The following is a 17116-nucleotide window of genomic DNA, read 5'->3' on the forward strand; positions in this document are numbered from 1 at the left end:
CAGAAAAAACAAAAGAATAAAGGTGTCCAGGAAACGGGGTTCAGTGCAGATTGAGCCACCCTGGCACGTTCACCGGTCATGTCGTTACAGAGTAGCAAGGAACATAAAGTGAACGGAATGACCACCACAGCCGTATGTTCCCCCTCACCCCAGCCCTCTCCCTCAAGGGAGAGGGGGTCGTCCGTGCAGGCATTATTTTGTGGGGAGCCCTCAGCCTGCACAATTTTCACCCGTTCACAATTGCCAGCGTAAACCCATCCCATCCCTTACCCCCCACCGTTTGCAGCGCGGTGGCGGTCAGGCGCGGGTTATCCCCGATCATCTCGATGAAACGGCGCACACCCAGCACGCGCGCGTCGTCGCTTTGCCCGTTAATCACTTCGCCGTCGCGCACCACGTTATCGCCAATGATTACCGTGCCGGGACGGGAATAGTGCAGCGCCCACTCCAGATAGCCGGGATTGTTGGGCTTATCGGCATCAATAAAGATCAGGTCGAACGGTGGAACGTCACCGAAATTCTCCAGCGAGTTCAGCGCCGGGCCTTCAATTAATTGAATACGATCGGTTAGCCCCGCGAGGTGAATATTCTGGCGGGCAACATCAGCATGCGTCGGGTCAGCCTCGAGCGTAATCAGCTTCCCATCCGGCGGCAGGGCGCGCGCCATCCAGATTGAGCTATAGGCACCCAGCGTACCGATCTCAAGAATGCGTCTTGCCTGTGTCATGCGTACGAACAGCGCCAGCAATTGCCCCTGATTGGCCGCTACGTCGTGTTCGGGTAGCCCGGCGCGCTTGTTGTTTTCCAGTACCTGACTCAGTACATCATCTTCAGGAATAAGCGAAGAAATCATGTAATTATCTACTGCAGACCACTGTTGTTGCATAGATTGACTCCTGAGGGAGAATCGCCGGGTGGCGACTGCGCCTTACCCGGCCTACGGGGCGAAATGTAGGCCCGGTAAGCGCAGCGCCACCGGGCAGGTTTTCAAGCACTGGCCCAGCCGCCGCCCAGCGCTTTATACAAATCGATCTGTGCCAGCAGCAGGTTATTTTTCACCTGCACCACGCTGGTCTGCACCGAGAACAATGTACGCTGCGCGTCCAGCACGTCCAGATAAGATGAATAACCGTTGCGATAGCGATTCTGCGCAATGCGCAGCGTCTCCTGCGCCACATCCTGCTGGGCAAGCAGTTCCGTCAGCTGTTCCTGATAGCGCGTAATGGCATCAAGGCTGTCATTCACCTCAGCAAACGCGTTACGCACGGTTTTTTCGTAGCTGTATAGCGCCTGATTACGCTGGGACTGGGAAATATCCACCTGCGCATTCAGCGCCTGACGGTTCAGCAGCGGCGCAAGAATACTGCCGCCAACGCTCCACAGCTGGAGTGGGTTATCCAGTAAGCCTGACAGGGTGCGATCCTGGACCGATCCGGTTGCGGTCAGGTTGATCGACGGCAGCAGGCTGGCGCGTGACGCGGCAAGCGTCGCGTCTGCCGCCACCAGCTGACGTTCAGCCTGTACGATGTCCGGGCGGCGGTTTAACAGCGTGGATGGCAGCTGTGACGGCAGCTTCAGCGGCGTCAGTAGGTCGAAGTTTTCACTGCGGGCCACATCGCCTGGATTGCTCCCAAGCAGCAGGCTTAGCGCGTTTTCCTGCTGCGTAATTTGATGCCGCAGCAGTGGAACCTGCGCCCGTGTAGAACGCAGTTCTGAGTCGGACTGCATGAGCTCCAGACGCGAGCTGTAGCCCGTCTCAAACTGGCGTTTAGCGAGATTGAACGCCTCTTCGCGCGACTTGAGGGTGGACTCGGTGACGCGCAGCTGTTCATCCAGCGAGAGAAGGGTGACATATCCGGCAGCTACCGACGACGCAACGGTTAAATCCGCGGCGACGGCAGCGGCTTTTTGCGCCTCCAGGGAGGCCTCGGCGGCATTGGCGGTGCTGCGATTGACGCCCCAGATATCAACGTCGTAGCTGGCGGTCAGACTCCCTTTGTACAACGTCCCGTAGACCGGCAGCCCGGTCGCGGCAGACTGTGAGCGGGCGCGCGTGCCCGTTACGCCCGCATCAAGGGACGGGAACAGGCTGCCGTCCGCAGCATAAACTCGCGCCTGATACTCATTAATCCGCTCGCGGGCAATCAGGACGTCGCTGTTGTTTTTCAGCGCCTGGTCCACGTAGCGGTTCAGGTTGCTGTCGTGGAAATTCCGCCACCATAGCTGTTCCGCCGGGCTGGCAGGGCCGGAATCGGCGCGCCACTGGGTGGGGATTTGCAGCGACGATGTTGCAGGTTCAACGTCAACCGACTGGCATCCGGCCAGCATCACCGCCACGACCAGGCTGGCTAGTGGGCGAAGGGTCATTGCTTCGCCTCCCGCGTATCAATCGTCACCTGCACCGACATGCCGGGGCGCAGCAGCTTGTACTCTTCCGGTTTCCCGAGCACTTCAATGCGCACCGGAATACGCTGCGCGATTTTAACAAAGTTACCCGTGGCGTTATCCGGCGTGATGGCGCTGAACTCCACCCCCGTCGCCGGTGAGATACTCTCCACGCGGCCCTGATACGCTTTGTCGTTCAGGGCATCGACGGTGAATTTTACCGGCTGTCCGACGCGTAGCTCCGCCAGCTGCGTCTCTTTGATATTAGCGATCACCCAGTGCTGCGGCGGAACCAGCGTGGTGAGGTGCGTCCCGGCGGTGACATAAGCGCCCAGACGTACGGCAATCTGGCCGAGCTGACCGTCGCGCGGGGCGATAATGCGGGTGTTTTGCAGGTCAATCTGCGCCAGCTCCAGCGCTGCTTTCGCGTTTTCAACATCCGCCTCCAGCGCACCACGGTTGACGATGACCGTCTGCAGATCCTGACGTGACATCTCAAGCGTCGCTTTGGCCTGATCGATATCCGCGCTGCCTTGAGCCGCGCTGGCGAGCGCCGCGTCGCGCTCGCGAATGGAAAGGGAACCGTCTGCCGTCAGATCTTTCACGCGCTTTAAATCTGCCTGTGTTTTCAGGCTCTGGGCGCGGGCATTTTTCAGCGCCGCGTCGTTTTTGGCGATCGTCGCTTCGGCGCTTTTACGCTGCTGCAGGTTGTTGTTCAGGGCGGCAATTTTCATCGCCAGCTGCGCCTCGGCCTGATGGACGCGCTGTCGATAGATACGATCGTCGATCTGAAACAGCACCTCGCCTTTTTTAACCTGCACAAAGTCCTGAACGTTCACCTCGGTGATATAGCCATTCACCTGGGGGCTGATAAACGTTGTCTGGCCGCGCACGTAGGCGTTGTCGGTAAACTGTGCGTGGCGGGTGAACGGCGGCAGCTGCCACGCGTAAAGGATCACCAGCACCCCGACAATACCGATGGCGGCGGCGGTGAATACGGAAACAATGCGCACATTTTTGCGGGTGTTGGCCTGCTCTTTGGCGGCATCCTGCTGACTCATAAACTCTCCAGAAATAGTTCAATTATTTGTTGCCGGTGGCGTTCTTCAGCGCCATACGGGCAGTGATGCGCAGGCGCAACAGGCGCCATAAAATCCAGACCAGCGTGGCGGCGGCAATGCTCGCCGTCAGCAGGTAAGTATCGTTGTAAGCCAGAATGTTTGCTTCCAGGGTGGTGACGGTTTGCAGCTGCGTAATCGCCTGCGTTCCCAAAAGCGCGCTGTCGCCGATCAGGCTCTGGTACATCTGGGTGTAAGCCTGAATGCGTTCATTCACCAGCGGGTTCAGCGTGGTGAGCTGGTCGGCCAGCAGGCTGGAGTGGTACTTCTCGCGCCAGGTCTGAAAGGTGCCGAGAATAGCGGAACCCAGCAGGCCGCCAATGTTCTGGCTCATGCCAAACATCACCGAGAAGCTGACCAGATTGCGCGGGTCGGCGATGACCCCACCGATGGCTGCCAGCATCGCGGGCGCCAGGAAGAAGGCGCTGCCGAAGCCGAGCAGGAACTGGCTTAACATCAGCTGATCCGGCCGGGTCAGGCTGTTGGACTGGCTGTCCAGCAGCGAGGCGATAATCATCAGCGCCAGAGAAGTGATGATTGGCCACGCCAGTTTTGTCGGCTTGATGGTAAGACAGCTGGTGACGATCCCGCAGACGATCCCGGCGAAAATGGACCACGCCAGGTGGGTCATCTGCTCGTTCTGTAATCCTACGTACTGCAGCCAGCCGATGACCCCGGTGTTTTGCTCGGCCAGCACGATGCGGATCAGCAGCATGATCAGCCCTAAACGGACGATGCTGCCGCTCGAAAGCCAGCGGGTGTTCAGCAGCGGGTTGCTGCGGTTATGTTCGAACACAATGGCGGAGACAATCAGCACCAGCGAGAGCGCCAGCGACCAGCCGATCCAGGGGGCTTCGAACCACCAGTCCAGACGGCCCAGGGACAGAACTGCGCACAGCAGCGCCACGCCGGGCGCCAGCAAAAAGAAGGTGATGAAATCTTTTTTCTCGAACACTTTTCGCCTGTCACCCGGCGGCAGTTTCAGCGCCATCACGCAGGCAAGCGAGATCAGGGCCAGACCCAGTTCGAAGAAGTAAAGCCCGCGCCACTCGTCAAGCTGCAACAGTTCCGTAGAAAACAGGCGCGCCAGCGGGATTGCCAGTGACGAGCCGGTGATGCCAATCGTCAGCGCTTTCAGGCGATGCTTCGCGGGCCACGCCTGGATCTGGTAGTAAATACCCAGTGAGCTCAGCGCGGCAGCGACCATGCCGTGGGCGGCGCGCACCATCAGCGCGGAGCTGAGATCGTTCACGAACAGGTGGAAAAAGGTGACCAGCACATACAGCACCAGAAAACCTTCCGTAAAGGCGCGCAGACCGTACTGCTGACGGAATTTCACCAGCAGCAGGTTGATGGAAACGTTGGTCATCACATATACGGCGGGCAGCCAGGCGATTTCGGTTGACCACGCCCCGAACGTACCCTGAAGGTTTTGCAGATTGGCGGTGACGACCGCGTTACCCAGCGCCCCGGTCAGACAGACCAGCAGGCCGACAACGCCGTAAGCGATCCGCTTTGGCGTAGGGTGTTCCGGGGTGGAGGGGGAACCCAGCAGGGCGGGCTTCTCATGTGGCTGCCACTCGCGAGGAGCATAAGGATCGCGTTCGGGCAGGCGCATAACGTTGTTTACCTTAGAAAAAATGTAATGATTAGAGGGCTAATGATTCTACGTCTGACGCAAATCATAATTCAAGTGAATATGATTATCGCATGTTAATCAAATGTTGAGGGGACGCTTGAACAAAAAGAGCGGCCCGGGAGGGCCGCTGAAAGGTCAGATGTGGTCAGGTTGCGCCTGGACGGCGGGTGTTGGTTTGACCCGGCTGGCGCAGAAAATGGCGATCAGCGAGATAACGACCGTCACCGCCAGATACCAGGCTACCGGCACCCAGTCGCCGTCGTATTTCGCCAGCAGACCGGTGGCGATCAGCGGGGCGGTTCCGCCTGCCAGCGCGGCCCCCAGCTGATACCCGAGGGTGATGCCGGTGTAGCGCACGTTGGCACTGAAAATTTCAGAGCAGAGGGTGCCGAGCACCGCCGTTACCGGCGCCCAGAGCACACCAAACGCGATGACGGTGGCGAGGACAATGCCCCAGGTCGTGCCGGTATTGAGCAGCATAAACCACGGGACGATAAACAAGCCCAGCACGAAGACGCTGACCGCATACATGCGCTGACGACCTATTTTATCGGAGAGCAGCCCCATCAACGGGATCATAATGGTGGCAACCAGCGCGCCCAGCGTCACGGCTTCCAGCGCCTGAGATTTTTGGTACGTCAGCGTGGTGGTGGCATAGCTCACCACGAAGGTAGAGAAGATGTAGAACGGCGCGGTTTCTACCACCTTCAGACCGGCGGCAATTAACACTTCACGCCAGTGGTGTTTCAGGGTATCGCGCAGGGGCGCTTTCGCCACCTGGCCCGATTGTTTTACTTTCTGAAAATCAGGCGTCTCGTCGATGTCCTTACGGATCCACAGCCCGATCAAGACCAGAATTGAGCTGAGCAGGAACGGGATGCGCCATCCCCAGGAGAGGAAATCTTCCTCACTGAACAGCGTCATCAGCGAGACAATAAAGGTCGCCATCAGCATGCCGATGGTGACGCCCGCCTGCGGAATGCTGCCGAAAAAGCCTTTGCGTTTTTCAGGTGCATATTCGTAGGCCAGCAGCAGCGCGCCGCCCCATTCACCGCCAATGCCCATGCCCTGAATGATGCGCATCAGGATCAGCAGGGCGGGTGCCCACATGCCAATCATGTCGTAGGTGGGGAGCAGGCCGATCGTGACGGTTGCACCTCCCATTAATGACAGCGTCAGCACCAGCGTTTTTTTGCGCCCGATACGATCCCCGATGTGGGCGAAGAGAACACCGCCAATGGGGCGGATAAAAAAGGTCAGCGAGAACGAAAGATAAGAGAGGATCAGCCCGATTACCGGGTCGACCATCGGAAAGAAAATCTTGTTAAACACCAGCGCGGCGGCGGTGCCATAGAGAAAATAGTCAAACCATTCAATGGAGCTGCCAGTAAGGCTGGCAATTAAAACCTTTTTGTTTTTGCGTAAAACCGTCGTTGTACTTTCATGTTGTGTCATTTTCTGAAGCTCCGCCACAGAGAGGATGAACGCGGTGTCACCTGGCGCGCTTCAGGTGCAACCCGCAGTAATAAAAAGGTTGTGAAATTGTTAAGCAACTTAGGGTTGGATAGGGCGTTTGGCAAGCAAGGTGCGGGCTATACTGGTCAGATCACGGTGAAATTAGCAGCGACTGGTGCTTTGACATGCGGTTTGACTGGCATGATGTTTTGTATGCCGGATAATCAAAAGCATAACATGCAGGTGCAACCCAATTGTTTTTGGATGTTTCTGGTTATTTCAAAAAAATACCAGAAAATGCAGAGTGACAGGCGTTTTGGCTTTAGGAGTGATCCCCTGTTCAGCCGTGACGCGTGCAGTACTCTGAACGTAAACGCTGTAAGGAGGTAACGATGACACTGGCACTTTTTCCTTCTCTACCCGGCTCGACGCTTAATGCCGTCAACACCGTCGGCTCGTGGCTTGCGCAGGACGATCGCCGCAGTCAGCCTGTTGATACCGTGATCCTTGCAGGGAATGCGGTCATCCCTGCAATCGATGCCGCCTGTAAGATAGCGGCCGAACAGGCCATCCCCCTGCTGATCAGCGGGGGGATCGGGCACTCAACCACCTTCCTGTATGCCGCGGTGGCGAAACATCCGCGTTATAATACCCTTCCTACCACCGGACGGGCCGAGGCGGCAATCCTCGCCGATATCGCACGTGAGTTCTGGAATATTCCGGCAGACAAAATCCTGATAGACGATCAGTCAACGAACTGCGGCGAGAACGCCCGGTTTAGCTGGCATATGATGAAGCAAAAGGGTCTGAACGCCGGGCGCGTCCTCGTGGTACAGGACCCGACTATGCAGCGCCGCACGATGGCGACCTTTGCTCGTGTTTGCCGGGACGAGGCCGTTTCGCCGGAGTGGATTAGCCATCCCGGCGTGACGCCGGTGCTGCAAAACAGTGAAGACGGCCTGGCGTTTAGCGGCGCCAGCGAAGGGCTCTGGCCGGTGGAGCGCTATCTGTCGCTGGTGCTGGGGGAACTGCCGCGCCTGCGGGACGACATTAACGGCTACGGCCCGGCGGGGCGTGACTTCATTGCGCACGTGGACATTCCTGACGAGGTGGAGAACGCGTGGACCCTTCTGCGTAATGACGCTATCCTCACCGACGCGCTGGTCAGCCGCTCCTTGCTGTAACGATCTGCCCGTTTGCGCCAGGTTTTACGCAAACGGGCATTTAATGTTGCCGGTTTGTGATTGTAGAGATCGGCTGACCCGTTTCTTTTTTGAGATATCTCACAAAAACAGCCTCATAGGATAGGAAATCGTCCCTGTAATTATAGTTTTTAACAATGCATTTACTTGTCAAAAACAGTGTAATTACAGGAGCAGGTCATGACGGTACCCGTACAACATCCTATGTATATTGATGGACAGTTTGTTGCCTGGCAGGGTGATGCCTGGATTGATGTAATCAACCCGGCCACAGAAGAGGTCATTTCCCGTATTCCCGATGGTCGTGCTGACGATGCGCGCAAAGCCATCGACGCCGCTGAGCGTGCCCAGCCTGACTGGGAAGCTTTACCCGCCATCGAACGCGCCGGCTGGCTGCGCAAAATCTCTGCCGGGATCCGCGAACGCGTCAGTGAAATCAGCGCGCTGATTGTCGCCGAGGGCGGCAAAATCCAGCAGCTGGCAGAAGTTGAAGTGAACTTTACCGCAGACTACATCGACTATATGGCCGAATGGGCACGCCGCTACGAAGGCGAAATCGTTCAGAGCGACCGTCCGGGGGAGAATATCCTGGTCTTTAAACGCGCCCTGGGCGTGACCACCGGGATCTTGCCGTGGAACTTTCCGTTCTTCCTGATTGCACGCAAGCTCGCTCCGGCACTGATTACCGGCAATACCATTGTGATCAAACCCAGCGAGTTCACGCCGAATAACGCCATCGCGTTCGCCAAAATCGTCGATGCGATCGGCCTGCCTAAAGGGGTCTTCAACCTGGTTCTGGGGCGCGGGGAAACCGTGGGCCAGGAGCTGGCGGGCAACCCGAAGGTGGCGATGGTCAGCATGACCGGCAGCGTCGGGGCGGGTGAAAAGATCATGGCCGCCGCGGCGAAAAACATCACCAAAGTGGCGCTGGAGCTGGGGGGTAAAGCGCCCGCTATCGTGATGGACGATGCGGATTTGGAACTGGCGGTGAAAGCGATAGTAGATTCCCGCGTGATCAACACCGGGCAGGTTTGCAACTGCGCGGAACGCGTCTACGTGCAAAAAGGCATTTACGACCGTTTCGTCAACCGTCTGGGCGAGGCGATGAAGGCCGTGCAGTTTGGTAATCCTGCAGAACGCACTGATATTGCGATGGGGCCGTTGATTAACGCCGCCGCGCTTGAGCGCGTGGAGCAGAAGGTGGCGCGAGCGGTACAGGAAGGGGCAAAAGTGGTCCTCGGGGGAAAAGCAGCCCAGGGGAAAGGCTATTTTTATCCTCCAACGCTGTTGCTGGATGTACGCCAGGAGATGACTATTATGCACGATGAGACCTTCGGTCCGGTTCTGCCCGTCGTGGCATTCGACACGCTGGAAGAGGCGCTGAAGATGGCCAACGACAGCGACTACGGTTTGACCTCATCGATCTATACCCAGGATCTTAACGTGGCGATGAAAGCAATCAAGGGACTGAAATTCGGCGAAACCTATATCAACCGCGAAAACTTTGAAGCCATGCAGGGCTTCCATGCTGGCTGGCGCAAGTCAGGGATTGGTGGGGCAGACGGTAAGCATGGTCTGAATGAATATCTTCAGACCCAGGTAGTCTATTTACAGGTATAAAAAATACCGGGCCAGCGTTAACCGCTGGCCCGGTAGGCATAAGGCGTAAACGATTACAGATAAACCAGCGTCATGGTGTTCTGGCCGTCTAGCGCGGTATCGTCGGTAATCGCCAGGGTGGAGGTATCCCAAATCACCAGGTTGGTCACGAAGTTAAAGCTAGCCGCTGTGATGGCCATTGGGGTGGTAGTGCCAGTTTCCGCAAAGGCGATCGTCTGGTAAGCATCGCTGCGTGGAATACCGGTTTTTTTCCAGCTGGTGGCTGACCAGTCGTGGTTCTGCGCAATGCTGTCAACCGACTTGCCGTCGACGGTGGTATCCGTCATCCACATGCCGTAGTTACCAATCTTTTTCCCGTCGTTCGTCATGCCGACACCATAGGTGTAATATTTAGCCGTCTGGTTCAGATTCCCAGCAATATCAACCGGAAGCTGGGCATTGCTGTCGCCGCGGTTATCGGTAATGGTAAAACCGACTTTGGTTGGCGCGGTGCAGTTGATGGTCACTGGGATCTGTTTTTGACCGAGTTTATTATTTGACGTATCGGATAATTCGCCGAGGCGAATATAACCGTAATCAACAACGCCACCATTACCCAGTTCGGCGGTACAGGCTGCGTTAGTTAATGTTCCTTTAACTTTCATAACAGCCGTTTCGACTGCGAAAGCTGATGTGGTGCTGAGGGCGATGGCCGTAGCCAGAATGACTTTTTTCATCCTTGATTTTCCTTTGTTTGAGAGTGGTACATTTAAAAGAAATAAGGGCGCAACGACGACGACCCTATAAAACAGGCGCAAATAATATTTATTATTACGTTTTTCGTATATTTATTAAAATTGAATTTATTTTGTAGAAAAAATAAAGGCAAGAGCGTGCGGAAAATTAGAAAAGTTTTCTATATTTGCGATGTGAATATAACAGGTGTGAAAGTACCGGTTCAGGCGATAGCTGAACCGGTATAAGCAAAGCACGTATTTAGAGGTATACCAGCGTCATGGTGGCCTGACCGTCGAGAGCGGTATCGTCGGTAATAGCCAGCGTAGACGTATCGCGAATCGTCAGGTTGGTGACAAAGTTAAAGTTAGCCGCGGTAATGGCAATCGGATCCACTGTTCCCGTTTGAGCGAAGGAGACGGTGGAGAACGCATCGCTACGTGGAATGCCGGTTTTTTTCCAGGTGGTCGAAGACCAGTCGTGGTTGTTGGCAACAGAATCCACAGCATTGCCATCCGCCATAACGTCCGTCATCCACATACCGTAGTTACCAATTTTTACGCCTTCGGTCGTGGTGCCCACGCCGTAGGTATAATACTTCACAGACTGGTTCAAGTTACCACCAATATCAACCGGCAGCTGCGCATTGCTGTCGCCGCGGTTATCAAGAATGGTAAAACCCACTTTGGTTGGCGCTGAACAGGTAATGGTCACCGGAACCTGCTTCTGGCCCAGTTTGTTATTCGAGGTTGCGGATAATTCACCAAGGCGAATATAACCGTAATCGATAACGCCGCCGTTGCCGATAGAAGGTGTGCAGGCAGAGTTGGTCAACGTTCCGTGTACTTTTAATACAGCGGTAGGTTCTGCGAAAGCGGAAGCGCTGGCCAGCGCAATTAAAGAAGCCAAAATTACTTTTTTCATTGTTGTTCCTTAACAATATAAATATGGGGTTTTATCGTGACGGGCGTGATTGCCTGTCCTGTGATTATATTATTGGGGTGGTTTATAAAGTTAAAGCAACTATATTTAAAAGTTGATTTTAGAAGTTCTAATGATGATTAACAAATAATTCAGAAGCTCGGTGAATAATTTTATTCTCAAAAAACGTTGATTAATAAGAATAGTGCAGGGAATGCATTTTTGACGGATGGCATCACCATCCGTCATGGCGATTACAGTTTTGCGTATTTATCGAGGGTACGCACCAGCTGCGTCACGAAGCCATACTCGTTGTCGTACCAGGCAACGGCTTTCACCAGCTGCAGATCGCCAGCCTCGCTGACCTCCGTTTGCGTGGCGTCAAACACCGAACCATAGTGCGAGCCGATGACATCCGACGACACAATCTCTTCGTCGGTATAGCCGAAGGATTTATTGCCCTGGGTCGCTTTTTTCAACGCGGCATTGATCTCCTCAACGGTCACTTTCTTGCCCAGAATCGCCACCAGCTCGGTCACCGAACCCGTTTTCACCGGCACGCGCTGGGCATGGCCCTTCAGCTTGCCGCTGAGTGCCGGGATCACCAGACCAATGGCTTTTGCGGCACCCGTGGTGTGGGGAATGATGTTCTCTGCCGCCGCGCGCGAGGCTCGAAGATCTTTCCCGCGTGGGCCATCCACCAGCGCTTGCGTACCGGTATAGGCGTGAATGGTGGTCATGGTACCGACTTTTATTTCAAAGGCGTCGTGCAGGGCTTTTGCCAGCGGGGCGAGGCAGTTGGTGGTGCAGGAGGCGACGGAGATGATGGTGTCACTGGCGTCAATGGTGTCGTCGTTCACGTTAAACACAATGGTTTTCATCTCACCCGCAGGCGCGGAAATCAGCACCTTTTTGGCACCCGCGTCCAGATGCGCTCTGGATTTCTCTTCAGAGGTATAAAAACCGGTGCATTCCACGACGATATCCACGCCTGCGGTTTTCCACGGAATATGTTTGGCCTCTTTTTCGGCGTAAACCGCGATCGTTTTTCCATCCACAATCAGCGCGTCTTCGGTGAAATCCACGCTCCCCGGGAAGCCACCGTAGTTTGAGTCATGCCTCAGCAGATAGGCCAGCACTTTGGGCGAGGTGAGATCGTTGATGGCGACGACGGTGTTGCTGTCCTGGGTTTCAAGAAGGCGACGAAGTACAAGGCGTCCGATGCGTCCAAATCCGTTAATGCCAATTTTACTCATGGTGTTCTCCTGTAAACGTGTCGATGCGACAGTTTGAACTCATCCAGGCTTAGACCATGACGGGCAGGGCGGCAATTGAAGATGCTTCATGCGCGAGGAAGTATTTGAAAATCCATACAGAAAACTTAATGAATTTTTAAGGAAAGCGGATTATGTTGGCGCTGTATTTGTCATTCATCAGGAAATCACATGCGCACTAAATATACAGGCCTGCAAATCGGTATTCACTGGCTGGTGTTTCTGTTAGTTATCGTGGCTTACTGCGCCATGGAATTCAGGGGCTTTTTTCCGCGTACCGATCGCCCACTGATTAACATGATTCACGTCTCCTGTGGGATCTCCATTCTCGTGCTGATGGTGGCGCGCCTGCTTATTCGTCTTAAATACCCGGCGCCGCCCATTCAGCCTAAGCCGAAACCGATGATCACCGGCATGTCGCATCTGGGGCATCTGATCGTTTACCTGCTGTTCATTGCGTTGCCGCTGATCGGTATCGTGATGATGTACAACCGCGGGAATGACTGGTTCGCCTTTGGCATGACGATGCCGCATGCGGCGGAAGGGAATTTTGACCTGGTAGACGCGCTGAAGGCGTGGCACGTCACGCTGGCCAACCTGGGGTATTTCGTGATTGGCCTGCACGCGGCGGCGGCGCTGATGCATCACTATTTCTGGAAAGATAATACGCTGCTGCGCATGATGCCTAAAAAACGCCTGTAGCCAGCTTATTGCCCGGCGGCGCTACGCTTGCATGGGCCTACAAACAGCGCTGTATCGTAGGCCGGGTAAGCGCAGCGCCACCCGGCTTGTTTTTTAACGCAGCTGAGACCGCTCTTCAGCTGTCAATTCCAGCGTCTGGGTTGACCCTGTTTCAGATGACCTCACCGCCGCTTCCAGCACCGCCATCACCGCCAGCGCTTCAACCGGATGAACCGGGTTCCCGATTGTGCCCGTCAGCGCATCACGCACGTTAATGTAATACTGACGCTGATCGCCTTTCGGCGTTTTCAGGCGCGTCGCGTCTCCGGCGGCATCAAACAGCACCATATCGTCGCTGTCTTCGCCCCAGCTTTCGCTGCCCGGAATAACACCCGCCAGCAGCTGTGCTTCCTGCTGATCGATACGTACCTTCACCACGCTGGCTTTATCGCCGTGAACGGTAAAGCGTGACGTACCGCCAGCCACCAGCATGCTGGCGTGCAGAATCACCTTATGTTCAGGGTAATTCAGGACCACGTGCGCCCAGTCGTTAATTTCAGCGCCGTCGCGCAGGGTGGCGATATTGCCCTGAACCGACTGTGGCAGCCCGAAAAGCTGCAGCGTCTGGTCGATCAGATGCGGTCCAAGGTCAAACCACAGGCCGCTGCCCGGAACGTTTTGCTCTCTCCAGCGCACGCGCACTTCCGGGCGGAAGCGGTCAATGTGTGACTCAAACAGTTTCACTTTGCCGAGGCGGCCTTCCTCAATCACCTGCTTAATGCCGAGGAAATCGCTGTCCCAGCGGCGGTTGTGGAAGACGGAGAGCAGACGCTGTTTCTCATCCGCCAGGGCAATGAGCTCGCGGGCTTCCTGCATGTCGAGAGTGAATGGCTTATCCACCACCACGTGCTTGCCAGCGTTGAGGGCAAGCGCTGCCAGCGGCGCGTGGGTGGCATTAGGGGAGGCAATCACCACCAAATCGACATCGGGGTGTTGAATGGCTTCTTCCGGGGTAGCGACCACCAGTACGTTCGGCAGATCGCGTTTCACTTTCTCTTCATCACGGGAAGAGACGACCGCAAGCGTTAACCCTTCGATGGACTGGATCAGCGGGGCGTGGAACGTCTTACCCACAAATCCGTACCCGATCAGCGCAATATTAATTGTCTTAGCTTTATTCATGACCTTCTCCACGTTATTCCGCGCAAACCGTGACCTGCAATGCGCCGGTATCCCCAAGCTCAGCCCAGGGCCTGTCTATAAACAGTTGATGAATTTCGCTTACCCCGGCGACCAGCCAGGGTTCACAGTGGTTTAATTTCATATGGTCCGCGACGATCCAGTGCTCATGGCTTGCCGCGAGCATGGCCCGCTTAACGTCCGCATCCGCTTCTTTGCTCGCGCTTAAGCCAAGCTGCGCGTGGATAGCACACGCCCCGAGAATGGCGATATCCGCGCGATAGCGGGACAGCAGGGACAGGGTGGCGCTTCCGGCGAACAGGCGCTGCTTTTGGTCCCACTGTCCGCCGAGCAGAATCAGCTCGATATCGTCCCGGTCACTGAAATGTTGGGCGATATCCAGTGAGGTGGTGATCACTTTCAGGGGGCCCTGAAGGAAAGTGGCGACGGCCATCACCGTGCTTCCGGCATCGAGAAACAGCGTGGAACCGGTCGGCACGCGCTGCGCCACCGCTTTACCGAGCCGCTGTTTTGTTTCAGGCAGTAAGGTATTTCTGCCCTGGCGATTCATGCCGGAGAGATCGAGCGCAATCGCACCGCCGTGGTTCTTTTGTGCCAGGCCCTGTTTTTCCAGCTCGGTCAGGTCGCGACGAATGGTATCTGCGGAAACCTGCAGTTTCTCAGCAAGCTCGGTAATGCTGGCCTGGCCTTGCTCGATGATGAGATCGAGCACGTACTTCTGACGGGCAGTTTTATGCATGACGGGATAATCCTGCAAAATGTCGCAATAAATCGCATAATACAGCATTTTTGAGCGGAGGGAAGAGAACGTTTAGCCGAAAACAGGAAGAAAACCTGATAGTTTAGATGCGTAACTATTGAAATTTTATTAAGCGAATATCATCAAGGCGTTTGGAATAGTGACCACGATGTTATCGTTATGTTTTATTTAACTGTTTGGGGGATATAACCAATACATAACCATTAATTGGCATTAAACTCTGTTTATATTAAATTAATCAGTTTTTAACTTTGATGATTGATTATTATGTGGATTTTAATACTGAGCGAGCTCAGCTGATTACCTAAATTGACACTTCTTTGAAAATCTTTGTGTCTGAGTCATAAGGAAATTAACGCAAAAATGTACACAAACGAAATTAGGAATTTTCTTTAAATAACAGTGGGTTTTTATGTTTCATTTGAAAGGCCACTTTTCGCATTTTGTCCAGAACCTGCATGTTTTTTCTTATTTGTAACACCACATTAACATTGAGGGTGTAGTTGCCTATAACGCATTTTGTTATGCTCCAAACCAGTAAAAAAATAAGTAAATTCTTATACGAAATAAGAAGAAACAATCTCATCTTCAATGGAAATGGATGCGGGGGAGTTTTGCCTGAAATTCAGTGAGGAAGTTAAAGAAGATATTTGTCTAATTATCTATACCTCCTTTTGGGTAATTGCTTAAGTATCACTCAGAGTCAGGGAGATAAAAATGACGGTATTGCCAAAGAACGTTTCACTCAAATTTACACCGACAATCGTATTAATTACGCTCGCAATGAATATGGCGTACGCCAATAGTGGCCAAACGCAGATGGCCCCGGTGGCGGCGATAACCTTAAAAGAAAGCATTTTATTTGCTATCGATCGCGATCCGTCTATTAGCCAGCAGGCCGCACAATTAGGTATTGGTCAGGCACAAATAGATGAGGCGCGCAGCGGCTGGATGCCGCAAATATCGCTGAACGGCAGTACGGGGCATAGCCAAACCACAGACTCAAGCGGATCGCTGAAGAATTCTGCGGCCTGGGGGGTGAGCCTGACGCAGCTGTTGTACGATTTTGGTAAGACGAATAACAGCATCAGCCAGTCCTCAGCCCAGCGCGATAGCTACCGCTACCAGCTGATGAGCACGCTCTCTGACGTGGCGGAAAAGACGGCGCTCGGCTACGTGGAGGTTAAACGCTATTCCGATCTTTTACAGGCTGCCAAAGACAACGTTCAGGCGCTCAAAAACGTTGAGCAGTTGGCGAAACTGCGTGCGGATGCAGGCGTGAGTTCCACCTCCGATGAACTCCAGACCCGCACGCGCATTGCCGGTATGCAGGCGACCGTGGCGCAGTATAACGCCGCCTTAAACAGCGCCCGCGCAAGGCTCGCTGTGCTCACAGGTCTGCAGGCTGAGACCTATTCGCCTGTCCCTGCGAACCTTGCCGTTGAGCCGGATTCCCTCAACCGCATTGATTATTCGTTGATACCGACGGTGTTGGCCGCGCAGAACATGGAGCGCTCGGCCCAGTATGGCGTTGAAACAGCAAAATCGCAGCACTGGCCAACCCTGAGCCTGAAGGGAGGACGTACGCGCTATGAGTCTGACAACCGTTCTTACTGGGACGACCAAATCCAGCTCAATATAGACGCACCGCTTTATCAGGGCGGCGCGGTTTCCGCTCGCGTGCGTCAGGCTGAAGGGGCGCGTGCTATGGCCTCCTCTCAGGTCGACCAGGCGCGCTTTGATGTCCTGCAAAAAGCCTCCGTCGCGCAGGCTGACTGGACCGGCGCCCGGGGAAGAATGGAGGCCGGAAAACAGCAGCTGGAAAATGCCCTGCGCGCCCGCGATGTCTATAAAAATGAATATACCCTGAGCAAGCGGAGCATTAACGATTTGCTCAGCGTTGAACAGGATGTCTGGGCCGCCACCTCCGCAAAAATAATGGCTGAATATGACGGCTGGAGTTCGGCGATTAACTACGCTTCTGCGGTGGATAATTTGATGCCGCTTATCGGAATAGAGAAAAACGCTGCCGCAAAATTACCCGATTTGAGTTAAAAAAAGACGCGCCTTTCTGCGCGAAATAAGTCTGACAATAATGGGTGTTTTTTCCCAGGGATAGCTACATCCGTCTGGTGGACATATCCACA

At 54.7% G+C, this 17116-nt stretch carries 14 protein-coding genes; 4 read left to right on the forward strand and 10 right to left on the reverse strand.

What is annotated here, in order from left to right; translation table 11 throughout:
- Positions 1-226: 226 nt before the first annotated feature.
- From KW829_RS00005 to KW829_RS00025, 5 genes are all read right to left on the reverse strand, one after another.
- Positions 227-886, reverse strand: a complete 660-nt coding sequence (locus KW829_RS00005) for an O-methyltransferase (protein ID WP_218307323.1) — start codon at positions 884-886, stop codon at positions 227-229.
- A 101-nt stretch (positions 887-987) separates the two neighbouring features.
- The gene (locus KW829_RS00010; RefSeq protein ID WP_218307324.1) at positions 988-2367 is read right to left on the reverse strand and encodes an efflux transporter outer membrane subunit; all 1380 of its coding nucleotides are present in this window, start codon (positions 2365-2367) and stop codon (positions 988-990) included.
- Positions 2364-3446 carry an HlyD family secretion protein gene (locus KW829_RS00015; RefSeq protein WP_108417011.1) on the reverse strand — a complete coding sequence of 361 codons (1083 nt, stop codon included), beginning with the start codon at positions 3444-3446 and terminating at the stop codon, positions 2364-2366. The genes KW829_RS00010 and KW829_RS00015 overlap by 4 nt, the downstream gene beginning before the upstream one ends.
- 22 nt (positions 3447-3468) lie before the next feature.
- Positions 3469-5121 (reverse strand): MFS transporter, encoded by a 1653-nt coding sequence (locus KW829_RS00020; RefSeq protein ID WP_089598830.1) that lies wholly within the window; start codon positions 5119-5121, stop codon positions 3469-3471.
- A gap of 156 nt (positions 5122-5277) precedes the next feature.
- Positions 5278-6597 carry an MFS transporter gene (locus tag KW829_RS00025; RefSeq protein ID WP_010430899.1) on the reverse strand — a complete coding sequence of 440 codons (1320 nt, stop codon included), beginning with the start codon at positions 6595-6597 and terminating at the stop codon, positions 5278-5280.
- A 392-nt stretch (positions 6598-6989) separates the two neighbouring features.
- Here KW829_RS00025 and KW829_RS00030 point away from each other — a divergent pair, with 392 nt between their 5' ends.
- Together KW829_RS00030 and aldA are read left to right on the forward strand one after the other, a co-directional pair.
- Positions 6990-7781: a YdcF family protein gene (locus KW829_RS00030; RefSeq protein ID WP_218307325.1), complete on the forward strand. Its 792-nt coding sequence runs from the start codon at positions 6990-6992 to the stop codon at positions 7779-7781.
- A 198-nt stretch (positions 7782-7979) separates the two neighbouring features.
- Positions 7980-9419 (forward strand): aldehyde dehydrogenase, encoded by a 1440-nt coding sequence (gene aldA / locus KW829_RS00035; RefSeq protein WP_218307326.1) that lies wholly within the window; start codon positions 7980-7982, stop codon positions 9417-9419.
- A gap of 53 nt (positions 9420-9472) precedes the next feature.
- On the opposite strand, the gene KW829_RS00040 is transcribed toward aldA, so the two are convergent.
- From KW829_RS00040 to gap, 3 genes are all read right to left on the reverse strand, one after another.
- A complete protein-coding gene (locus KW829_RS00040) occupies positions 9473-10135 on the reverse strand; it encodes a DUF1120 domain-containing protein (protein ID WP_218307327.1) in 663 nt (220 codons plus the stop codon).
- A 259-nt stretch (positions 10136-10394) separates the two neighbouring features.
- Positions 10395-11057, reverse strand: a complete 663-nt coding sequence (locus KW829_RS00045; protein WP_218307328.1) for a DUF1120 domain-containing protein — start codon at positions 11055-11057, stop codon at positions 10395-10397.
- A gap of 251 nt (positions 11058-11308) precedes the next feature.
- A complete protein-coding gene (gap, locus tag KW829_RS00050) occupies positions 11309-12310 on the reverse strand; it encodes a type I glyceraldehyde-3-phosphate dehydrogenase (RefSeq protein WP_218307329.1) in 1002 nt (333 codons plus the stop codon).
- Between the two features lie 189 nt (positions 12311-12499).
- Here gap and cybB point away from each other — a divergent pair, with 189 nt between their 5' ends.
- The gene (gene cybB / locus KW829_RS00055) at positions 12500-13030 is read left to right on the forward strand and encodes a cytochrome b561 (protein WP_010430913.1); all 531 of its coding nucleotides are present in this window, start codon (positions 12500-12502) and stop codon (positions 13028-13030) included.
- A 93-nt stretch (positions 13031-13123) separates the two neighbouring features.
- On the opposite strand, the gene KW829_RS00060 is transcribed toward cybB, so the two are convergent.
- Complete coding sequence (locus KW829_RS00060; protein ID WP_218307330.1) at positions 13124-14191, reverse strand: oxidoreductase; 1068 nt, start codon at positions 14189-14191, stop codon at positions 13124-13126.
- 13 nt (positions 14192-14204) lie between these two features.
- Positions 14205-14948 carry a DeoR/GlpR family DNA-binding transcription regulator gene (locus KW829_RS00065; protein ID WP_218307331.1) on the reverse strand — a complete coding sequence of 248 codons (744 nt, stop codon included), beginning with the start codon at positions 14946-14948 and terminating at the stop codon, positions 14205-14207.
- A gap of 738 nt (positions 14949-15686) precedes the next feature.
- On the opposite strand from KW829_RS00065, the gene KW829_RS00070 reads away from it, so the two are divergent.
- Positions 15687-17024 carry a TolC family outer membrane protein gene (locus KW829_RS00070; RefSeq protein WP_089601326.1) on the forward strand — a complete coding sequence of 446 codons (1338 nt, stop codon included), beginning with the start codon at positions 15687-15689 and terminating at the stop codon, positions 17022-17024.
- The last annotated feature ends 92 nt before the right edge of the window (positions 17025-17116 follow it).

This window comes from Enterobacter sp. ENT02 (genome assembly GCF_019219165.1).
Lineage (GTDB): Bacteria > Pseudomonadota > Gammaproteobacteria > Enterobacterales > Enterobacteriaceae > Enterobacter > Enterobacter mori.